Here is an 18326-nt window from a genome sequence, read left to right as displayed (position 1 = left end):
TCACCGGATCGTCATCTCCGGACCACCCTCACCGGTCGCGTCGCCTCGGGGGTCGCCGTAGGTTCGGGTCAGCCGGTCGCCGTTCCAGCCCCGAGCGGTCCCGCACCGGCTGTCCCGGTCCACGGCCCGGGTGGACGACGGCGCACCGCCGTCCGGGGAGTGACGTGACCCAGCTGGCGCCGCAGCCGACCGTCCTGCGCCGGGCCGGACGGGTGAGGTCGCGGGCGGTCGGGCACCGGGGGGCCGTGTGAGGGACCGAGGGGCCGCCTGGCGCGGGAACGGACGGTCCGGCGCGACGCCGGGCCGCCGACGCCTGTGATCGCCCTCCTCACCGCCCACCTGCTGCTCGCCGTGGGCGCCGCCGCCCTCGCCCCCCGCCTCGGCTCCCGGGCACTCGCCGTGGGTGCACTGGCCCCGGCCGCGTCGTTCGGCTGGCTGGTCGCCGTCGCGCCGGACGTCCTGGCCGGCCGCCCCGCGGAGGCGTCGCTCAGCTGGGCGCCGGCCCTGGGCCTGGAGGTGCCGCTGCGGCTGGACGGCCTGTCGCTGCTGCTCGGCCTCGTCGTGACCGGGGTCGGGACGCTCGTGCTGTCCTACGGCGTCCGCTACTTCGCCGACCGCCGGGACGGGATGGCGCGGACGGCCGGCGTGCTGGTGTTCTTCGCCGGCGCCATGCTCGCGCTCGTCCTCGCCGACGACGTGCTGGCCCTGTACGTGGCCTGGGAGCTGACCACCGTCTGCTCGTTCCTGCTGATCGGCGACGGGGGGCCCGACCGGGAGCACCGGACGGCGGCGGTCCGGGCGCTGCTGGTCACCACCGGTGCCGGCTTCGCGCTGCTGGCCGGCCTGCTGCTGCTCGGGGACGCGGCCGGCACCTACCGCCTGTCCGCGATCGTGGCGTCGCCACCGACCGGGACGCAGGCCGCGGCCGCCGCCGTCCTCGTGCTGGTCGGCGCGTTCGCCAAGTCCGCCCAGGCGCCGCTGCACCCCTGGCTGCCGGCGGCCATGGTGGCCCCGACCCCGGTCAGCGCCTACCTGCACGCCGCGGCGATGGTGAAGGCCGGCGTCTACCTGGTGGCCCGGCTCGCCCCGGCGCTGGCCGAGGTGCTGCCGTGGCGGCCGGTCGTGCTCGTCGTCGGCGTGGTCACGATGCTGCTGGGGGGCTGGCGCGCGCTGGCCCAGACCGACCTCAAGCGGCTGCTGGCCTACGGCACCATCGCCCAGCTGGGCTTCCTCGTCGTGCTGCTGGGCGCGGGCACCCGCACCGCGGCCCTGGCCGGCGCCGGGATGCTGCTGGCGCACGCGGCGTTCAAGGCGACGCTGTTCTGCGTGGTCGGCGTCATCGACCACGAGGCCGGCACGAGGGACCTCCGTGCGCTCAGCGGGGTCGGCCGGCGGGCGCCGGCCCTCGCCGCGGTCGCCGGGCTGGCCTGCCTGTCCATGGCCGGGCTGCCGCCGACGCTGGGCTACCTGGGCAAGGAGGCCGCCTTCGAGGCGTTCCTGGAGCCGGGGGCCGGGCACGGCTGGGTGCTGGCCGGCATCGTCGCGGGGTCGGTGCTGACCGTGGCGTACACCGCACGCTTCCTGTGGGGGGCCTTCGCCGACCGGCCGGGCGTCGAGCAGCCGATGGCGCACCGCCCGTCGCCGGGGCTGGTCGTCCCGGCGGCGGTGCTGGCCGTCGCCGGTGTCGTCGGCGGGCTCCTGCCGTCCGCGGTCGACGCGCTGGCCGCCGGGTACGCCGACGGCTACACCGGTCCGGACCACCACCTGGCCCTCTGGCACGGCCTCGGGCCGGCGCTGGCGCTGTCGGTCCTCACGCTGGTGGGCGGGGTGGCCGTGCACCTGGCCCGCGACCGGGTCGACGCGGCGCGCCGCGCGCTGCCCGCGCTGCCGGACGCCGAGCGCGGTCAGGACCGGCTGGCCGGCTGGCTGATCGCCGCGGCCGGGGTGCTCACCCGGCGGACCCAGGTCGGCTCGCTGCCGGGCTACCTGCTCGCGGTCCTGCTCGTCGTCTCCCTCGGCCCGGGCGGCGTGCTGCTCGTGCAGTCCGGCGTCCCGGACCGGTTCCGGCCGTGGGACGTGCCGGCCCAGGCCGTGGTCGGCGCCGCCGTCGTGGCCGGCGCGGCCGGCGTGGTGCTCATCCGGCGCCGGCTGACCGCCGTCCTGGTCCTGTCCGCCGTCGGCTACCTGGTCGCGCTGCTGTTCCTCGTCCACGGGGCGCCGGACCTCGCGCTCACCCAGCTGCTCGTCGAGACGCTGACCCTGCTGGTCTTCGTGCTGGTGATCCGGCGGATGCCGGCGGAGGTGCGCCGGCCGCCGCAGCCGCTGTGGGCGCTGCGCGCCGTCGCCGCCCTGCTCGTGGGGGCCTTCGCCACCCTGGCCACGCTCACCGCCTCGGCCCGGCACGTGCGGTCCCGCTCGGTCGAGGGCTACTTCGCCCAGGCACCGGCCGAGGGCGGCCCCAACGTGGTCAACGTGATCATCAGCGAGTTCCGGGCGCTGGACACCCTCGGGGAGGTCACCGTGCTGACCATCGCCGCGTCCGGGGTGGCCAGCCTCGTGCTGGTGACCAGCCGGCTGCGCGGCACGCCCCGCGCCGGCGCCCCGCCGCCGGGTGCCCCGCGAGAGGCCGAGGCAGCCCGGCAGGAGCCCGAGCAGGAGAGGGAGACGGCGTGACCGACGCACACCGGTGGCCGGCGGCGGCGCCCGGCGAGCGGCTGCTCCCGGCCGCGGAGCACCAGGACCCCGCCGAGCGGTCCCTGCTGTTGGAGGGCCTGGCCCGGGTGCTGCACCCCGGCATCCTGGTGGTCGCCGTGTACCTGCTCGTGGTGGGCCTGCACCACCCCGGCGGCGGCTTCATCGCGGGCCTGGTCGCCGGCCTCGGGCTGGTGCTGCGCCGGCTGGCCGGCGGGCCGCGCGAGCTGGCGGCGGCCAGCCCGCTGCCGGCCGGCCTGGTGCTCGGGACCGGGCTGCTGCTCGTCTCCGGGTACGCCCTGACGGGGGTGGTGCTCACCGACGAGCTGCTGGCCGGCGCGGTGTGGCACGGCGAGGTCTGGCTGCTCGGCCCGGTCGAGGTGCCGTCCTCGCTGGTCTTCGAGTCGGGGACCGCCCTGGTCGTCGTCGGGCTCACCGCCGACGTGCTGCGGGTGCTCGGCGCCGGCGAGCCCTCCGACGAGGACGCCGAGGGGGTCGCGTGAGCACGGGCAACGTGACGCTGTCCCTGGTCGTCGGGGCGCTGTTCGCCGGGGGCGCCTACCTGCTGCTGCAGCGCAGCCTGCTGCGCGTCGTCCTGGGCTTCGTGCTGATCGGGCACGGGGCCAACCTGGTGCTGCTCGTTGCCGGCGGCCCGGCGGGCCCGGCGCCCGTGGTGGGCGAGGTGGCGCCGCGCGAGGCGGCGGACCCCCTCCCACAGGCCCTGGCCGTCACCGCCGTCGTCATCACCCTCGCGGTGACCGCGCTGCTGCTCGCCCTCGCCGACCGCAGCGTGACGCTGCACGGGGACGACGACGTCCCCGACGCGGTGGAGGACGCCCTCGCCGGGGACGGCGGGGACCGGCAGCCCCCGGTCGAGGAGACCCGGTGAGCGCCACCCTGCTGGTGTCCACGCCGGTGGCGCTGCCGCTCCTCGGCGCGGCGCTCTCGCTGCTGCTGAGCCCCCGGCCCACCGCCCAGCGGGTCCTCGGCCTGGCCGTCCTCGTCGCCGTCCTGGTCGACGCCGCCGTGCTGCTCGCCGTCGTCGACACCTCGGGACGGCAGGTGCTCCAGGCCGGCGGGCACGCGCCACCGCTGGGCATCACCCTGGTCGCGGACCGCTTCGCCGCGCTGGCGCTGCTCGTCGCGGTGGTGGTGTGCCTGGCCGTCCTGCTCTACGCCATCGGGCAGGGCAGCGCGGAGCGGCGGATCGAGAACGTGCCGTCGGTGTTCCACCCGGCCTACCTCGTCCTGGTCGCCGGCATCTCGCTGGTGCTGGTCACCGGCGACCTGTTCACCCTGTTCGTCGGCCTCGAGGTCATGCTCATGGCCAGCTACGTGCTGACCACGCTGGGGCCCACGTCGGAGCGGGTGCGGGCCGGCATGGTGTACGTGAGCTCCAGCCTCACGGCCACGCTGCTGCTGCTCACCACGATCGGGCTGGTCTACGCCGTCACCGGCACCCTGAACCTGGCCCAGCTGGCCGCCGCCGTGCCCGCGCTGGACCCGGGTCTGCGCCAGTTCCTCGGGCTCCTGCTGCTCACCGTCCTGGGCGTCAAGGCCGCCGTGGTGCCGCTGCACTGGTGGCTGCCCGACAGCTACCCGGCCGCGCCGGCCCCGGTGACTGCGGTGTTCGCGGCCCTGCTGACCAAGGTCGCCGTGTTCGCGATCGTGCGCACCCAGACGCTGCTGTTCCCCCGGGACGAGCCGTGGGCGGTGCTGCTCGCGCTGGCCGCGGCGACGATGCTGGTGGGCGTCCTCGGCGCGCTAGTGCAGGAGGACCTCAACCGGGTGCTCTCCTTCGTGCTCGTCTCGCACATCGGGTTCATGCTGTTCGGCCTGGCCGTGTCGTCGGTCGCCGGGCTCACCGGGACGATCCTGTACTTCGTCCACCACGTCACGGTGCAGTCGGCGCTGTTCCTGACCGCCGGCCTGGCCGAGCGGGAGCGCTCCGGGACGGCGCTGGCGCAGCTGGGCGGGCTGGCCCGCAGCGCGCCGCTGGTCGCCGTCCTGTTCCTCGTGCCGGCGCTGAGCATCGGCGGCATCCCCCCGCTGGCCGGCTTCATCGGGAAGCTGGCACTGCTGCAGGCCGCGGTGGGCGACGGGACGGCGGCGGTGCTGGCCGTCGCGGCGGTCGCGCTGCTCACCAGCCTGCTTACGCTGGCCGCCGTGGCCCGGGTGTGGGCGCGCGCCTTCTGGGGGGAGCCACCGGGGGAGGAGCGGCGCGGCGGCGTCGGGGCGGCGACGGCGACCCGCCGCGCGGGCGGGCTCATGACCGCGGCCGCCGTCCTCGCGGTGGTGGCCGGCCTGACCCTCGCCGCCGCCGCCGGCCCGCTGTCGGCCTACGCCGGCCGGGCCGCGGCCGACCTCGCGGACCGCGCGGGCTACCGGGCGGCCGTGCTCGGCGAGGAGGCGCAGCCGTGACCGGCCGCGTCCTGACCACCGGCTGGCTGCTGGTCGTCTGGGTGCTGCTGTGGGGCAGCCTGTCGCCGGCGGTGCTGCTGTCCGGGCTGCTGGTCGCGCCCCTGTGCCTGGCGGCCTGCCGGCTGCCGGCCCTCGGCACGCGGTCGCGACCGCGGGCCCTGGCCTCGCTGCGCGCGCTGGGGCGCTTCGCGGTGGACCAGCTGACGTCCACGGTGGACGTGGCCCGGGCGGTGCTGCGCCGCGGACCGGCCGCCCGCTCGGCCGTCCTGGCGGTGCGGCTGCCCGAGCGGTCGGTGCCGCCGTCGGACCTGCTCGTGGCCACGATCGCCAACCGGTTGTCCCTGACCCCGGCGACGCTCACCGTCGACGTCGACCGGCCCTCCGGCACCCTCCTCGTCTACGTCCTCGACGTCGACGAGGCCGGCCTCGAGGACGCCCGGCGGGACGTCGCCCGGACGGTGGACGAGGTGCTGGGAGCCGCCGGGCACACCGGGTCGCGCCCGGGGGTCCGCCCGTGACCGCGGTCCTGACCGTCACCGCCGGGTTGCTGCTGGTCGCCGGGGTGCTCGTCCTGATCCGGCTGTTCCGGGGCCCCACCGTGTACGACCGGCTGGTCGCCCTCGACGTGCTCACCCTCGTCGTGCTGGGCGGCATCCTGGTCGAGGCCCTGTGGCGGGACCGGATCGCGGACGTCGTCCTGCTGGCCGTGGTCACGCTGGTGGCCTTCCTCAGCACGATGTCGGTGCTGCGGTTCGACGTCGAGGACCAGCGGTGACCGGCCAGGAGGTGCTCGCGTCGGTCCTGCTGCTCGGTGGTGCGCTGCTCGCCGTCCTCGCCGCGCTGGGGCTGCTGCGGCTGCCCGACGTCGGCGCGCGGCTGCAGGCGGCGACGCTGCTGCAGCTGCCCGGCCTGGTGGCCCTCGTGGCCGGGGCCGCGGTGCTGGTGCCCACCGCCGACTCCTGGAAGCTGGTCCTGGTCGTGGCGTTCCAGGCGGTGACCGCGCCGGTGCTCAGCCACCTGATCGGGCGTGCCGCGCACCGGGCCGGCGTCGGCGAGCCGCTGGTCCGCGACGAGCTGGGTGCCCGGGGGGACCGGTCCGGGGAGGAGGCGTGAGGGGCCGGTGCGCCCGCCCAGCCGGGGAACCGGCGGCCCGGCCCGTCGGTCACCCGCAGCCGGGCCCGTCCTCGGCCGGGCGGGCGATCGGCTCCTCCCGCCGACCGCACCGGCGCGCTGCAGGCCATCGCCCTCGACGTGGTCGAGCAGACCTCCAGGGTCAAGGAGTTCGCCGAGCAGACCGGCGTGCCCACCCGGGTCCTGTACGCCGCACCGAACCGGCGCACCACGCACCGGCTGGCCGCCCTGGACGTGCCGGTCAACTCCTGGATGCGCGCGCCGGGGGAGTGCCCGGGCATGTTCGGCCCCGAGGTGGCGATGGACGAGCTCGCCGAGGCCCTCGGCATCGACCCGGTCGAGCTGCGCGTGCGCAACGAGCCCGACGTCGACCCGGAGAGCGGCCGGCCGTGGTCCAGCCAGCACCTGGTGGAGTGCCTGCGCGAGGGCGCGCGGCGCTTCGGCTGGGCCGACCGCCCCCCGGCGGGGCACCGCGAAGGCGACTGGCTGGTCGGCACCGGCGTCGCCAGCTCGATCTACCCGGTCCACCGGATGGCGCCGTCGACGGCGCGGATCCGGTTCACCGGCGGCCGCTACGTCGCCGACCCCGGCGCCGCGGACCTGGGCACCGGCGCGTGGACGGTGCTCCCGCAGATCGCCGCCGACGCCCTCGACGTGCCGGTGGAGGACGTCGAGGTGCGCATCGGCGACACCGACCTCCCCGTCGCCTCCGTCGCGGGCGGCTCGTCGGGCACCAACACCTGGGGCTCGGCCCTCGTCGTCGCGGCCGGCGCGTTCCGGGAGGAGTTCGGCGCCACCCCCGACGACGGCGACGAGGTCTCCGGCGACGTCGACCAGGCCGCCACGGACGACGAGCACGCCGCGTACGCCTTCGGCGCGCAGTTCGTCGAGGCGCGGGTGCACGCCGACACCGGGGAGGTCCGGGTGCCGCGGCTGCTCGGGGTGTTCGACGCCGGCCGGATCGTCAACCCCCGCACCGCGCGGTCGCAGTTCATCGGCGGGATGACCATGGGGCTGTCCATGGCCCTGCACGAGAACAGCGTCTGGGACCCGCGGATCGGCCAGGTCGCCAACCACGACCTCGCCGAGTACCACATCGCGGTCAACGCCGACGTCGGCGACGTGCAGGCGCACTGGCTGGGCATCTCCGACCCGTACGCCAACGCCATGGGCAGCAAGGGCATCGGCGAGATCGGCATCGTCGGCACCGCCGCCGCGGTAGCCAACGCCGTGCACCGGGCCACCGGCGTCCGCGTGCGGGACCTGCCGGTGACCCTCGACAAGCTGCTGCCCGGCCTGCCCGAGCCGTCCTGACCGGGGCTGCGGGCTACTGGGCCGCGGCGGGGTAGGGCTCGGGCAGCGGCGGGGCGGGTGCGGGCCCGGCGTCCACCGGCTCGGGGGCCGGCCGCGGCGCCGGCGCCATCCGCACCTCACCGGACAGCAGCCGGCCGGCGCCCGGGACGACCGGCTCCAGGCCCAGCTCGGTGAGGATCGTGAACACCGTCGCGGTCGCCGCCGACAGCACCGGCAGGCCGGCGGCGTCCTCGACCGGCTGGACGGCGGCCAGCGAGGGCATCTGCACGCACGCCGAGAGCACCAGGGCGTCGGCGTCACCGACGTCGACCCGGCGCCAGTGCTCGCGCAGGTCCTCGGGGTCCAGCGCGGCGACGGCGAGGTTGTCCGACACCTCCAGGCTCAGCGCGTCGCACACCTCCACCCCGGCGTCCTCGACGTAGTCGGCGACCAGCCGGGTCAGCGGCTTCATGTACGGGGTGACCATGGCGACCTTGCGCGCCCCCATCGCGTCCAGCGCGCGCAGCAGCGCCCCGGCGCTGGACACGACGGGGACGTCGAGGCCCTCGCCCTGCAGCACGCCGCTGATCTGCGCCTCCGCCGAGCGGTGGTAGCCCGTCCCCTGCGCCATGATCGCCACCAGGCAAGCCGAGGCGACGACGTCGGGGCGGGCGTCGGCGAGCTCCAGCGAGGCGCGCTCGGTCTGCGCGTTCATCCGCACCAGCTCCTCCGGCGTCACGTGCTTCATGCGCATCCGGCTGGAGTGGAACGTGAACCGCTCGCCGGGCACCACCTGCTCGCGGGCGTGCAGCATCCGCGGCAGCTCGGTCTCCATGGTCAGGTTCGAGCTCGGCACGATCATGCCGACGCGGTGGTCGTGCACGGGGGCCTCCCTGGGGGTCGGGACGACGGGGTACCCGCCGGGCCGCCGTCCCACCCGCCCGGTGCCGGACGGTGACGGCGTCCCGCGCGGCGGGCGGGTTCCCCTGCCCCGCGCCCGGCGTTCACCCGGTGGCCACTCGGGGGCGTCCCGGCGGCCCTAGCGTCCGCGCCCGTGACCTCGACGCCCCTGCGGCGTGCCGCCCTGGTGGGCACCTCGGTGCTCGTCCTGACCGGCACCTGCACCCTGCCCGCGCCCGCCGCCTCCGCCCCGGTGCCCGCCCCGGAGGCGCTGCCCCTGGGCGCGCCCGGGCTGGCCGAGACCCGCACCACCACGACCCTGCAGCCGGGGGTGACGCTGACCCGGGTCGTCCGCGGCGCGCCCGACCCGGCGCTGCACTGGGTGGTCGAGGTGGCGGTCCCCTCCGCGCCGACCAGCCCGGACCCGGCCGCCGCGCCGCGGGCGGTGCAGGACGAGGCCGCCGCGCGGGCGCACGCGGCCACGCTCGCCGCGGCCGGCCTGCCCGCGGAGGTGCAGCCGGTGCAGCAGCCGGAGCTGGCCGACGTCCCCGGCGGCACGATCGGGTACCGGGTGCGGCTGACCGAGCGGTTCGCCACCCAGCAGGCCGCCGACGACGCGGTGGCCCGGCTGGCCGCGGCGGGGTCGGCCGGGCGGTCCTGGTACACCGGCTGGGACGGCGGCACGGCGGCAGGCGGGCCGTGGACGGTCGACGTAGTCACCGTGGACCCGGCCCGGTTCGACGGCGAGGTGCGTGCCACCTACGGCCCGGACCTGGAGCGCCGCGAGCCGACCACCGGGCTGGCCGCGCTCGCGGACGCCTCGGTCGCGGTCAACGGCGGGTTCTTCGTGTTCGACCCGCAGGCCGGGGCCGAGGGCGACCCGGCCGGGGTCGGCGTCTACGACGGGTCGCTGGAGAGCGAGCCGGTCGGCGCCCGCCCGGCGCTGGTCGTCGACGAGGGGACCGGCGAGGCGGACGTGGACCGCCCCCGCTGGCGGGGCGAGCTGGTCTCTGCCGAGCTGCTGCTCACCCTGGACGGCACCAACCGGGTGCCCGGTCTGGTCCGCAACTGCGGCGGCACGGTCGACGACGCGCCGACCTGGCAGCCGCGGCACGACGTCACCTGCACCGACGACGCCGAACTGGTCGCGTTCACGCCGGCCTTCGGCGCGACCACCCCGGCCGGCGAGGGCACCGAGGTGGTGCTCGACGACGACGTGGTCGTCGAGGTGCGGGCCGGCCGCGGGGTGGCGCTGGCCGAGGGGCAGACCTCGGTGCAGGGCACCGGGGTGTACGGCGAGGCGCTGGCCACGCTGGACGCCGGCGAGCGGGTCGACGTCCGCGCCGCGCTGGTCGACCGGGACGGCATGCGGCTGGACGTCGCCGACCGGACCGTGGTCAACGGCGGGCCGGAACTGGTCCGCGACGGCCGGGAGCACGTGACCCTGGCCCGCGACGGCATGGTGCACCCGGGCAACCCGTCGTTCCAGTACGGGTGGGCGCTGCAGCGCAACCCGCGCACCTTCGCCGGTGTGGACGCCGACGGCCGGCTGCTGCTGGTCGTCGCGGACGGCCGGCAGGTCGACCACCTGGGCCTGTCGGTGCCGGAGACCGCCGCGGTGGCCCGCGCCCTGGGCATGGTCGAGGCGGTGAACCTGGACGGCGGCGGGTCGACCACCCTCGCCGTCGACGGGCAGCTGGCCTCCAGCCCGTCGGACACCGCCGGCGAGCGCCCGGTCGGCGACGCGGTCGTGGTGACCGCCGGCGGGTGACCCTGGCCTCCGTGCAGGGGCCCGCCGCGAGCTCGCGAGCGGTGGGGGGCAGGGAGGTCCTTCTTCAGCCGGCGATGGTCTGGCGTTCCGGCTCGATGTAGAGGCTGACCCGCTCGGAAGAGATGTTCTCGGCCGGGTAGGGCCGGTTCTCGTACTTCTGGGACAGCTCGTCGATCTGCGCGCGGGCCCGCTCACCGGTCTCGGTGCGCACGACGTGGCCGCGCACCTCGGCGTACCGGTAGGGGTTGGCCTCGTCGCGGATGGCCAGGGTGACCCGCGGGTCGCGCTCGACGTCCTTGTACTTCTGCCGGTGCACCTCGGTGTTCACGAACAGCGCGCCGTCCTCGACGCCCACCCAGATGTACTGGGTCTGGATGCGGCCGCTGGGCAGCAGCGTGCTGATCGCGGCGAAGTTGCGGCCCTCGGCCAGCTCGCGGGTGACCGGGTGCAGCTCGGGTCCGTCCTGGGTGTCAGCCATGGCCGGGTCTGTACCCGCTCCATCGACCGCCACGCGGGTGCGGCCGCCGCCCTGTCGGCCGGTCGGCCCGGGACGCGGCCACGCCGTGGTCACCCGACAGGCGGGACGAGGCCCGTCAACCGGGTGTCCTGACGGTCACGAGGAAGTCCCCGCTGGCCGGCGTGACGACGGCGCCGGTCCAGGGGTCCTCCAGGTGGCCGTCGTCGTCCTCGTCGAGGCCCCGCAGCGCTCGCCCGCTCGGGACACGCAGGATCGGCAGGACGGTCGCTCCGTCGCGCACCTGGATCTCGGTCACCCGTCCCTGGACCCGCACCTCGGGGTCGACGTGGTGGTGAGTCTCCGTGAGACGGCTCCGGCCGTGCGGATCCGACCAGCGGGTGCAGCCCAGGTCGACGACCCGGTCGCGCTCGATGGCCGGGCCACAGCAGGCGTGCTCCCAGCCACCCACCTCCACGATCACGTCCACCGCGCGAACGTAGGCCGTCTGACGAGTCGGACGAACGACCTCGACGCGGAGAGCAGGCGCTAGAACGGCGGCGGCTCGTCGTCGGCCGTCGACAGGGGCTCCCGTCCTGCAGGCTCCTCCCCGGGTGTCTCGGCAGTCCGTGGTCTCGGTGGCCGCAGTCCGGGTGGCCTCGTGGTGCGGGTGACGCCGGACGGGGTGGTGACGTGCAGGGTGCCGTCGGCCAGCATGACGAAGGTCCAGCCGCGGGCGTGGGTCTTGAGCCGGTGGTGGCTCCGGCACAGGCAGCAGAGGTTGGCGCAGTCGGTGGGGCCGCCGCCGGCGTGCGGGACGACGTGGTCGCGATCGGCCCAGGCGGCCCGCTGGCCGCAGTTGGGGAACCGGCAGCCGCGGTCGCGGGTGGTCACGAAGGCGGTCTGCGCTGCGGTGGGGGTGTAGGCGTCGGTCGCCGGCGGCCGCCCGAGCACCGCGCAGCCGCACTGTCCGCCGGGGTGGGTGGGGCAGCCGCGGCGGGCGGCCCGGCGCAGCCGGTTCGGGTCGGCGGTGGCCAGCAGCCGCCCACTCTGGTCGGTGAGGGCAAAGGTGAGCGACCCGCCGGGTGGGGCCTGCAGGCCCAGCGCGCCGGCGCGGTGCAGCAGGTCGCGCAGGTGGCCGGCGGTGATGGGCAGCCCGTCCACCGACCCGGGGGTGTTCGTGCGGCCCTCGACGGCGTCGAGGGTGGCGGTGACGGTGACGTGCGCGGTGGCCGCCGGGAGACCGGAGTCGGCGGGGCGGCGCAGCAGCAGCGAGCAGATCTCGGTGCGCAGCTGCCCGATCGGCCGGGTGTCGCCGTCGGCCTTGGCCATCTGGGCGAGCTGGTCGACCAGGTCGTAGGCCTCGGCGGCCTCGTCGGCGGGCAGCTCGGCAGCGAAGGTGGCCATGCCCTCCAGGTGGGAGGGCCAGGTGCGCACGTCGGCCTGCCGCTGCGCCTCCTCGCGGCGGGCGTCGACGGCGTCGGCGTCCAGCTCGATGAGCAGCTCGGTGGCGCGGGCGCGCAGCCGCCGCATCGACAGCCCGGCGGCCTCGGGCAGCAACCGGACCTCCAGCTGACCGGCGATCCCCCCGTGGATGTGCTGGCAGGCCTCGGCGAGCACCTTCGCGCGCGCCTCGTCGAGCACCCCGGCGGACATGGCGGCCAGGGTGGCCGGCAGCCGTTCCCGCCACACCGCGGCCCGGGTGGCCAGGTGTGCGGCGGTGCCGCGGCCACAGTTCAGGATCACCGCCAGTTCGGCGGTGAAGAACTCACTGACCCCGGGCAGCTCGCCGTCCGGCGCCCACGACCCGGTACTCGCGCCGGGGTGCCCGGGTGGGGGGTCCAGGGTGTCGGGGGTGTCGTCGGCCAGGGCCATCACCAGCTGCGCCTCGTAGGCGGCGGTCTTGGCCCGCTGCGCGCGCACCCGGGCCAGCTCGGCGGCCTTCTGCTCCCGGGACAGCAACGACACCGGCAGCCGCGGCAGGTCCACCGGCCGGGCGACCGCCCAGTCGATCAGCACGCCCTCCGCGGACGAGACCTGCCCGGCGACCAACTCCACGCCCCGAACCTACGGACCGGGTACGACAGTTCCACCCGTCTGATCAGGGCGGACACCCCTCGGGGCGCCGTCCGGCCACCCCACGGCGAGTCCCCGGCTCGTGACCCTCACCGCGCGACCGGGACTCCGTCCGATCGCGCGGCGCCGGTGCAGGCCCGCACGAAGCTCGCCGTGACGGGGCGGTCGTCGTCGCGGCGCCAGGCGACGGCCAGCCGGCTGGGGGCCAGCCCGGTGACCGGCCGGGTGACCACGCCGGAGTGCCGGTAGATCTCCGCGTTGCCGGCGCTGAGCAGCGCCACCCCCGCCCCGCCCGCGACCGCCTCGAACGTCTCCTCGCCGGTGGTCACGACGCCGCCGACCACCGGGGGCCGGCCGCCGCGGGCGTCGACGGCGAGCCAGAAGTCGCGCAGCGCACCGGCGCTGTCGGGCAGCGCGAGGAACGGCTCGCCGAGCAGGTCGGCGAAGGCGACCTCGGCCCGGCCGGCGAGCGGGTGGTCGCGGGGCAGGGCGACGTGGCGGGGCTCGCTGGCCAGCTCGGTCCAGGCGAGGCGCCGGGGGTCGGCGAGCGGCAGCCACAGCACCGCGACGTCGGCGGTGGCGTCGGCCAGGCCCGCCGACGGGTCGCTCCACGGGACCTGCCGCAGCTGCAGCCGCCAGCCGGGGTTGTCCGTCCGGAACCGCTCGGCGGCCGCGGCGAGCAGCCCGCGGGCGACGGCGGTGGCGAAGCCCACGGTGAGCACGGCCGCGTCGGCGGCCGCGGCCACGGCGACGTCACGCTCGGCCTGCGCCCACCGGCTCAGCCCTGGAGGAGATGGACGTCGACGCCGCCCTGCGGTGCTTCGCCGAGGACGGGACGCAGGAGATGCCATTCGCCCCGCCCGGCTTCCCCGACCGGCTGGACGGGATGGCCGCGCTGCGCCGCCAGTACGGCGGCCTGCCCGAGGCCTACGCCGACATGCGCTTCGACGTCTCCGCCGTGCGCCCGATGGCCGACCCGGAGTGGGTGCTGCTGGAGTACCGCGGCCGCATCACGCAGCGGGACAGCTCCCGCTACGACAACGGCTACGCCGGACTGTTCCACGTCGTCGACGGCGCCATCGTGCTGTTCCGCGAGTACTTCGACCCGCTGGTCCTGCAGCGGGCGTTCGGCGGGGACCGGCTCGCCGCCGCCTTCACCCTGCCCACCACCGACCCGCCCGCCACCGACCCGCCCGCCACCGACCCTCCCGCCACCGACCCTCCCGGAGGAGACAGATGAGCAGCCCGGCCCACACCCGCGACGAGGCCCGCCGCCGCGCCGACGGCGTCACCGCCGAGGCCGTGGTCTTCCCCGCCGCCGGCACACCGCTGGCCGGGGTCCTCTACCGGCCCGGCGACGCGACCGGGCCGCTGCCCGGCGTCGTGGTGACCGGCACCTGGACCAGCGTGCGCGAGCAGATGGCCGACCGGTACGCCGCTCGCCTGGCCGCCCGCGGGTACGCCACGCTGGCCTTCGACCACACCGGCTACGGCGCCAGCGGCGGCGCGCTGCGGGACTACGAGTCCCCGGCGCTCAAGGCCCGCGACATCTCCGCGGCGGTCGGCTTCCTCGCCCAGCGCCCGGACGCGGTCGACGCCGCCCGGCTGGCCGCGCTGGGGGTGTGCGCCTCGGCCGGCTACACCGCCAGCAACGCCGTGGCCGACCCCCGGGTGCGCGCCCTGGCCCTGGTCGCGCCCTGGCTGCACGACGCGGACGTCGTGGCGGAGGCCTACGGCGGCCCGGACGGCGTCGCCGAGCGGATGCGCGCCGCCGCGCTGGCCCGCAGCCGGTACGAGGCCACCGGCGACCCGGGTGACGTCGAGTACGTGCCGGCCGTGGGCGCCGGCGACCCGCTCGCGGCCATGCCGTTCGACCTGGACTTCTACCAGGACCCGCAGCGCGGCGGGGTGCCCGCCTGGCCCAACCGGTTCGCCGTCATGGCCTGGCCCGGCTGGCTCACCTACGACCCGGTCGCCCTGGCCCCCCGGGTCCGCCAGCCCGTCCTGGTCGTGCACAGCGAGCAGGGGGCCATCCCCGCCGGTGCCCATCGCTTCGCCGACGCCCTCCCCGCCCCGGCGACCGTGGAGTGGCGGGACGGCACCCAGTTCGACTTCTACGACGGCGACACCCACGTCGACGACGCCGTCGACCGGGCCGCGGCGCACTTCGCCGCGCACCTCTGACCGGTGCGGTGACCCGGCGTCACCGTCCCGGTCCTCTGCGCTCCCCGGTCGCCCGGCGGGCGGTGATCCACAGGAAGGACACCGTCCTGCCGTCCCCCTCGTCCTCCGCGACGGTCTCCCATCCCTCGACCTCCAGTCCGGCCGCCTCGACGGCCTGCCGGGTCGCCTCCGGGCCGATGCCGCCGAAGAACATGGGGACGCCGAGCCAGTCCTCCTGTCTGCCGTCACCGGCGACGACGGGGGCACTGGTGAGCAGGATGCCGCCGGGGCGCAGCCACGACGCGATGGACGCGAACAGGTGCGCGTGCTCGGCAGCCGGGACGTGCCCGAGCGCGTAGAAGGACGCGACGGCGTCCACGCTGCCCGGGCGCAGCGCGAGCCGGGTCATGTCGGCCTGGACGAGCGCCGCCGTGGGGGCGGCGCTGCGGGCCAGTCGCAGCTGCCCCAGCGAGCCGTCGACCCCGACGACCCGGTGGTGTCCGGCCAGCACCCGGGTGGCCGGCTCCCCGGACCCGCACCCCAGGTCGACCACGACGCTGCCCGGCCCGAGCCGGTCGAGCAGGGTCTGCACGAAGTGCAGCCGCACGGCGTTGTCCCTGGACCCGTCGCGGTAGCGGGGACCGATGCGGTCGTAGCCCGCCCGGACCAGCGCGAACGCCTCCGGCGTACCAGCGGGCCAGGACACCCTCAGACCAGCCGGTCGACCAGGTCGGGGAGTGCCGCGACGGTGTGCGTCGGCGCGGTGAGGTGGGCCGGGTAGGGCGCGCCGGTGCGGTCGACGTACGCGGTGGCCATGCCGGCGCGGGCGGCGCCGTCGAGGTCCCACGGGTGGACGGCGACCAGCAGCGTGTCCGACAGGTCGACCCCGCAGGTGTCGGCGGCGTGCGCGTACGCGGCGTGGGCGGGCTTCCACGCCCCGGCGTCCTCCACCGACAGCAGCCGCTCGAAGCGGTCCCGGATGCCGGCGCGGGTGAGCAGCCCCTCGGCCACCCGCGCTGCCCCGTTGCTCAGCGTCACCAGCCGGAAGCCGGCCTCGTGCAGGGCACGGACGCCGGCCACGACGTCGGGGTGCGTGCCGAGCTCGCCGAAGCCCTGCACCACGTGCTCGATCGCCGCGTCGGTGTCCCGCGTCAGGTCCAGGCCGCTGAACAGCGTCCGCAGCACGCCGGTCGCGATCGCCGCGAACGGCTGCTGCGACCCCGCGGCGGTGAGCGCGAAGCCGTCCCGGAGCACGGAGCTGAACCACAGCGCCGCGAGGTGCTCCGGTGCCCCGACGTCGGCGAAGCGCCGGGCCAGCGGCGTCATGTCGGACAGCGTCTCGTTGACGTCGAACACGATCACGGGGAGTCGGTCGGCCACGGGTCCTCCTGGGTCGGCGCGGGCCGCGATCATCCCCCGGGCGAGCGGGCCAGCGCCGCGCGGACCTCGTCGTCGGTGGTGGCGCGGAAGTCGGCGTACCCCTGGCCGACGGCGCGGAACGGCGTCGGCGTCCACAGGCACACCACGTCGTCCACCTCGGCGGCGAGCCGGGCGCAGGCGCTCGGTGCCCCGACCGGGGCGGCGACGGTCACCCGGGCCGGGCCCTGCCGGCGGACCGCGGCGACCGCGGCTCGCATGGTCGAGCCGGTGGCCAGGCCGTCGTCCACCAGCAGGACCGGCCGCCCGGCCGGGAACGCCGCCGGGCGGCCCTGCCGGTAGGCGGCCTCCCGGCGGCGCAGCTCGGCGAGCTCGCGCTCCCGGACGCCGTCGAAGGCCGCGCCGTCCACGTCGGCCCGGCCGAGCACGCGCTCCTCGCGCACGGTCTCCACCTCGCCGTCCACGGCGGCGATCGCCCCCATGGCCAGCTCCGGGCGGCCGGGCGCGGCCACCTTGCGGACGACGACCAGGTCCAGCGCGGCACCCAGCGCGCGGGCCACCTCCGCGGCGACCACCACCCCGCCGCGGGGCAGGCCGAGCACCAGCAGGTCCGGCGCGGCGTGCCCGGCCAGCCGGGCGGCCAGGGCCCGGCCGGCCGCGGTCCGGTCGGCGAACGGCGGGGGAGCGGACACGGACCCTCCTCGGCGCGGTGGACCGGGCCGACCCGTCGAGGCCCGGGCACGAACCTGGCACGCCGCGGCCGCAGCGGTCAGGACGGGTCGAGGACCACCTTCGTCCAGCCGGACTCGCGCCGGTCGAACGTCTCGTAGGCGTCCAGCACCGAGGGCAGGTCGCCGACCTGGGTGAGCACCGTGGACGGGTCGACCGCGCCGGTGCGCACCAGGGTGAGCAGCTCGGGGACGTAGCGGCGGTGGTTGCAGTTGCCCATCTTCACGGTGAGGTTCTTGTTCATGGCCGCCCCGATGGGGAAGCTCGTCGCCTGCGGCGGGTAGACGCCGATGATGCCGATCGTGCCGGCCTTGGCCACGGTCTCCACGGCCCACTGCAGCGCCTGGCTCGGCGCGTCGCCGGCCACCCAGGTGCCGTCCTGCGGGTTCTGCTCGGGGGCGACCTGCCCGCGCTCGGCCTCGAACTGCCCCGCCTGCTGCTCGGCGGCCTCCGCGGCGGGGCCGCTCCGCGGCCGCTGCGCGTCGACGCCCACGGCCTCGATGACCCGGTCCACGCCGGTGCCGCCGGTGAGCTCCTGGACGACGGCGACCGGGTCCTCGGCGGTGAAGTCGACGGCCTCCGCTCCCCGGGCGCGGGCCTGCTCCAGCCTGCTGGCGACACCGTCGACCACCAGGACCCGGCCGGCGCCCTGCTGGAAGGCGCTGGTCACGGCGAACTGGCCGACCGGCCCGGCGCCGAGCACCAGCACGGTGTCGCCGGTGCCGACCTCCGCCAGCCGGGCGCCGAACCAGGCGGTCGGGTAGATGTCGGACAGCATGATCGCCGCGTCGTCGCCGACCTCCTCGGGCAGCCACACCGGGCCCACGTTGGCGTACGGGATGCGGGCGTACTGGGCCTGCAGGCCGTCGACCGGGCCGGTGGTCTGCGGGCCGCCGAAGAAGCAGGTGCCGGCCGCCGGGCCGTTGGGGTTGGCGTTGTCGCACTGCGCGTAGTAGCCGGCCCGGCAGTAGGAGCAGTACCCGCAGCCGACGGTCGAGGGGATGACGACCCGGTCGCCGGGGCGCAGGTTCCGCACCCCGGGGCCGGTCTCGCGGACGACGCCGACGGCCTCGTGGCCGAGGACGGTGCCCTCGACCATGCCGGCCATCGTGCCGCGCACGAAGTGCAGGTCGGTGCCGCAGATGGCGCTCGCGGTGATCTCCACGATCGCGTCGGTCGGGTCCTGGATGGTCGGGTCGGGGACGTCGTCGAGCCGGATGTCGCCGACGCCGTGCCACACGACTGCCTTCACGGGATGCCTCCTCGCACGGGGTCAGGAGGTCGTGCCCTACCCGGTGGCGGACGTCCCATCCACCGGCC

General features: G+C 76.7%; 20 protein-coding genes and 1 pseudogene. 12 read left to right on the top strand and 9 right to left on the bottom strand.

Translation table 11 applies throughout. From position 1 onward, the window contains the following. Window positions 1-315 precede the first annotated feature (315 nt). The 9 genes and pseudogenes from mbhE (at window position 316) to RTG05_RS12185 (ending at window position 7557) form a co-directional block, all read left to right on the top strand. Window positions 316-2673, top strand: coding sequence for a hydrogen gas-evolving membrane-bound hydrogenase subunit E (gene mbhE / locus RTG05_RS12225; protein ID WP_315911837.1), 2358 nt, complete (start codon window positions 316-318; stop codon window positions 2671-2673). After that, window positions 2670-3194, top strand: coding sequence for an MnhB domain-containing protein (locus tag RTG05_RS12220; RefSeq protein WP_166528858.1), 525 nt, complete (start codon window positions 2670-2672; stop codon window positions 3192-3194). The genes mbhE and RTG05_RS12220 overlap by 4 nt, the downstream gene beginning before the upstream one ends. Further along, window positions 3191-3580: an NADH-quinone oxidoreductase subunit K gene (locus tag RTG05_RS12215; RefSeq protein WP_166528857.1), complete on the top strand. Its 390-nt coding sequence runs from the start codon at window positions 3191-3193 to the stop codon at window positions 3578-3580. Before RTG05_RS12220 ends, RTG05_RS12215 begins: the two co-directional genes overlap by 4 nt. Next, on the top strand, window positions 3577-5112 hold the full coding sequence (locus RTG05_RS12210) for a Na+/H+ antiporter subunit D (RefSeq protein WP_166528856.1): 1536 nt from the start codon (window positions 3577-3579) through the stop codon (window positions 5110-5112). Before RTG05_RS12215 ends, RTG05_RS12210 begins: the two co-directional genes overlap by 4 nt. Then, window positions 5109-5630 (top strand): Na+/H+ antiporter subunit E, encoded by a 522-nt coding sequence (locus RTG05_RS12205; protein WP_166528855.1) that lies wholly within the window; start codon window positions 5109-5111, stop codon window positions 5628-5630. The genes RTG05_RS12210 and RTG05_RS12205 overlap by 4 nt, the downstream gene beginning before the upstream one ends. Then, window positions 5627-5887, top strand: coding sequence for an MrpF/PhaF family protein (locus RTG05_RS12200; protein WP_166528854.1), 261 nt, complete (start codon window positions 5627-5629; stop codon window positions 5885-5887). Before RTG05_RS12205 ends, RTG05_RS12200 begins: the two co-directional genes overlap by 4 nt. Further along, the gene (gene mnhG / locus RTG05_RS12195; RefSeq protein WP_166528853.1) at window positions 5884-6225 is read left to right on the top strand and encodes a monovalent cation/H(+) antiporter subunit G; all 342 of its coding nucleotides are present in this window, start codon (window positions 5884-5886) and stop codon (window positions 6223-6225) included. Before RTG05_RS12200 ends, mnhG begins: the two co-directional genes overlap by 4 nt. Before the next feature lie 111 nt (window positions 6226-6336). Then, window positions 6337-6588: pseudogene (locus tag RTG05_RS12190) on the top strand (molybdopterin cofactor-binding domain-containing protein); the annotation flags it as partial. Between the two features lie 3 nt (window positions 6589-6591). After that, a complete protein-coding gene (locus tag RTG05_RS12185; RefSeq protein WP_315912578.1) occupies window positions 6592-7557 on the top strand; it encodes a molybdopterin cofactor-binding domain-containing protein in 966 nt (321 codons plus the stop codon). A 13-nt stretch (window positions 7558-7570) separates the two neighbouring features. On the opposite strand, the gene RTG05_RS12180 is transcribed toward RTG05_RS12185, so the two are convergent. After that, on the bottom strand, window positions 7571-8419 hold the full coding sequence (locus RTG05_RS12180) for a maleate cis-trans isomerase family protein (RefSeq protein WP_166528852.1): 849 nt from the start codon (window positions 8417-8419) through the stop codon (window positions 7571-7573). 171 nt (window positions 8420-8590) lie between these two features. On the opposite strand from RTG05_RS12180, the gene RTG05_RS12175 reads away from it, so the two are divergent. Further along, on the top strand, window positions 8591-10207 hold the full coding sequence (locus RTG05_RS12175; protein ID WP_208104928.1) for a phosphodiester glycosidase family protein: 1617 nt from the start codon (window positions 8591-8593) through the stop codon (window positions 10205-10207). A gap of 64 nt (window positions 10208-10271) precedes the next feature. On the opposite strand, the gene RTG05_RS12170 is transcribed toward RTG05_RS12175, so the two are convergent. The 4 genes from RTG05_RS12170 to RTG05_RS12155 form a co-directional block, all read right to left on the bottom strand. After that, window positions 10272-10685 carry a TIGR03618 family F420-dependent PPOX class oxidoreductase gene (locus tag RTG05_RS12170; RefSeq protein WP_166528851.1) on the bottom strand — a complete coding sequence of 138 codons (414 nt, stop codon included), beginning with the start codon at window positions 10683-10685 and terminating at the stop codon, window positions 10272-10274. A gap of 115 nt (window positions 10686-10800) precedes the next feature. Beyond that, window positions 10801-11151: a hypothetical protein gene (locus RTG05_RS12165; protein WP_166528850.1), complete on the bottom strand. Its 351-nt coding sequence runs from the start codon at window positions 11149-11151 to the stop codon at window positions 10801-10803. Between the two features lie 59 nt (window positions 11152-11210). Further along, window positions 11211-12719: an HNH endonuclease signature motif containing protein gene (locus RTG05_RS12160; RefSeq protein WP_166528849.1), complete on the bottom strand. Its 1509-nt coding sequence runs from the start codon at window positions 12717-12719 to the stop codon at window positions 11211-11213. Between the two features lie 107 nt (window positions 12720-12826). Then, on the bottom strand, window positions 12827-13483 hold the full coding sequence (locus RTG05_RS12155) for a LysR family substrate-binding domain-containing protein (protein WP_208104927.1): 657 nt from the start codon (window positions 13481-13483) through the stop codon (window positions 12827-12829). A 47-nt stretch (window positions 13484-13530) separates the two neighbouring features. Between RTG05_RS12155 and RTG05_RS12150 the strand changes: the two genes are divergently transcribed. Both RTG05_RS12150 and RTG05_RS12145 read left to right on the top strand, forming a co-directional pair. Then, window positions 13531-13977 (top strand): nuclear transport factor 2 family protein, encoded by a 447-nt coding sequence (locus RTG05_RS12150; RefSeq protein ID WP_166528847.1) that lies wholly within the window; start codon window positions 13531-13533, stop codon window positions 13975-13977. After that, on the top strand, window positions 13974-14921 hold the full coding sequence (locus RTG05_RS12145; protein WP_166528846.1) for an alpha/beta hydrolase: 948 nt from the start codon (window positions 13974-13976) through the stop codon (window positions 14919-14921). Before RTG05_RS12150 ends, RTG05_RS12145 begins: the two co-directional genes overlap by 4 nt. A 19-nt stretch (window positions 14922-14940) precedes the next feature. Here RTG05_RS12145 and RTG05_RS12140 read toward each other — a convergent pair whose 3' ends face one another. The 4 genes from RTG05_RS12140 to RTG05_RS12125 all read right to left on the bottom strand — a co-directional run bounded on the left by RTG05_RS12140 (window position 14941) and on the right by RTG05_RS12125 (window position 18258). Continuing rightward, window positions 14941-15606: a class I SAM-dependent methyltransferase gene (locus tag RTG05_RS12140; protein ID WP_166528845.1), complete on the bottom strand. Its 666-nt coding sequence runs from the start codon at window positions 15604-15606 to the stop codon at window positions 14941-14943. Between the two features lie 2 nt (window positions 15607-15608). Further along, window positions 15609-16280 (bottom strand): haloacid dehalogenase type II, encoded by a 672-nt coding sequence (locus RTG05_RS12135; RefSeq protein WP_208104926.1) that lies wholly within the window; start codon window positions 16278-16280, stop codon window positions 15609-15611. Between the two features lie 29 nt (window positions 16281-16309). After that, window positions 16310-16969, bottom strand: coding sequence for a phosphoribosyltransferase (locus RTG05_RS12130; RefSeq protein ID WP_166528843.1), 660 nt, complete (start codon window positions 16967-16969; stop codon window positions 16310-16312). A 77-nt stretch (window positions 16970-17046) separates the two neighbouring features. Continuing rightward, a complete protein-coding gene (locus RTG05_RS12125; protein WP_166528842.1) occupies window positions 17047-18258 on the bottom strand; it encodes a zinc-dependent alcohol dehydrogenase in 1212 nt (403 codons plus the stop codon). Window positions 18259-18326: the final 68 nt, after the last annotated feature.

The organism is Geodermatophilus sp. DSM 44513, from assembly GCF_032460525.1.
In the GTDB taxonomy this organism is placed as follows: domain Bacteria; phylum Actinomycetota; class Actinomycetes; order Mycobacteriales; family Geodermatophilaceae; genus Geodermatophilus.
The sequence above is the reverse complement of the archived record's forward strand: the minus strand, read 5'-3'. Positions and strand labels throughout refer to the sequence as shown.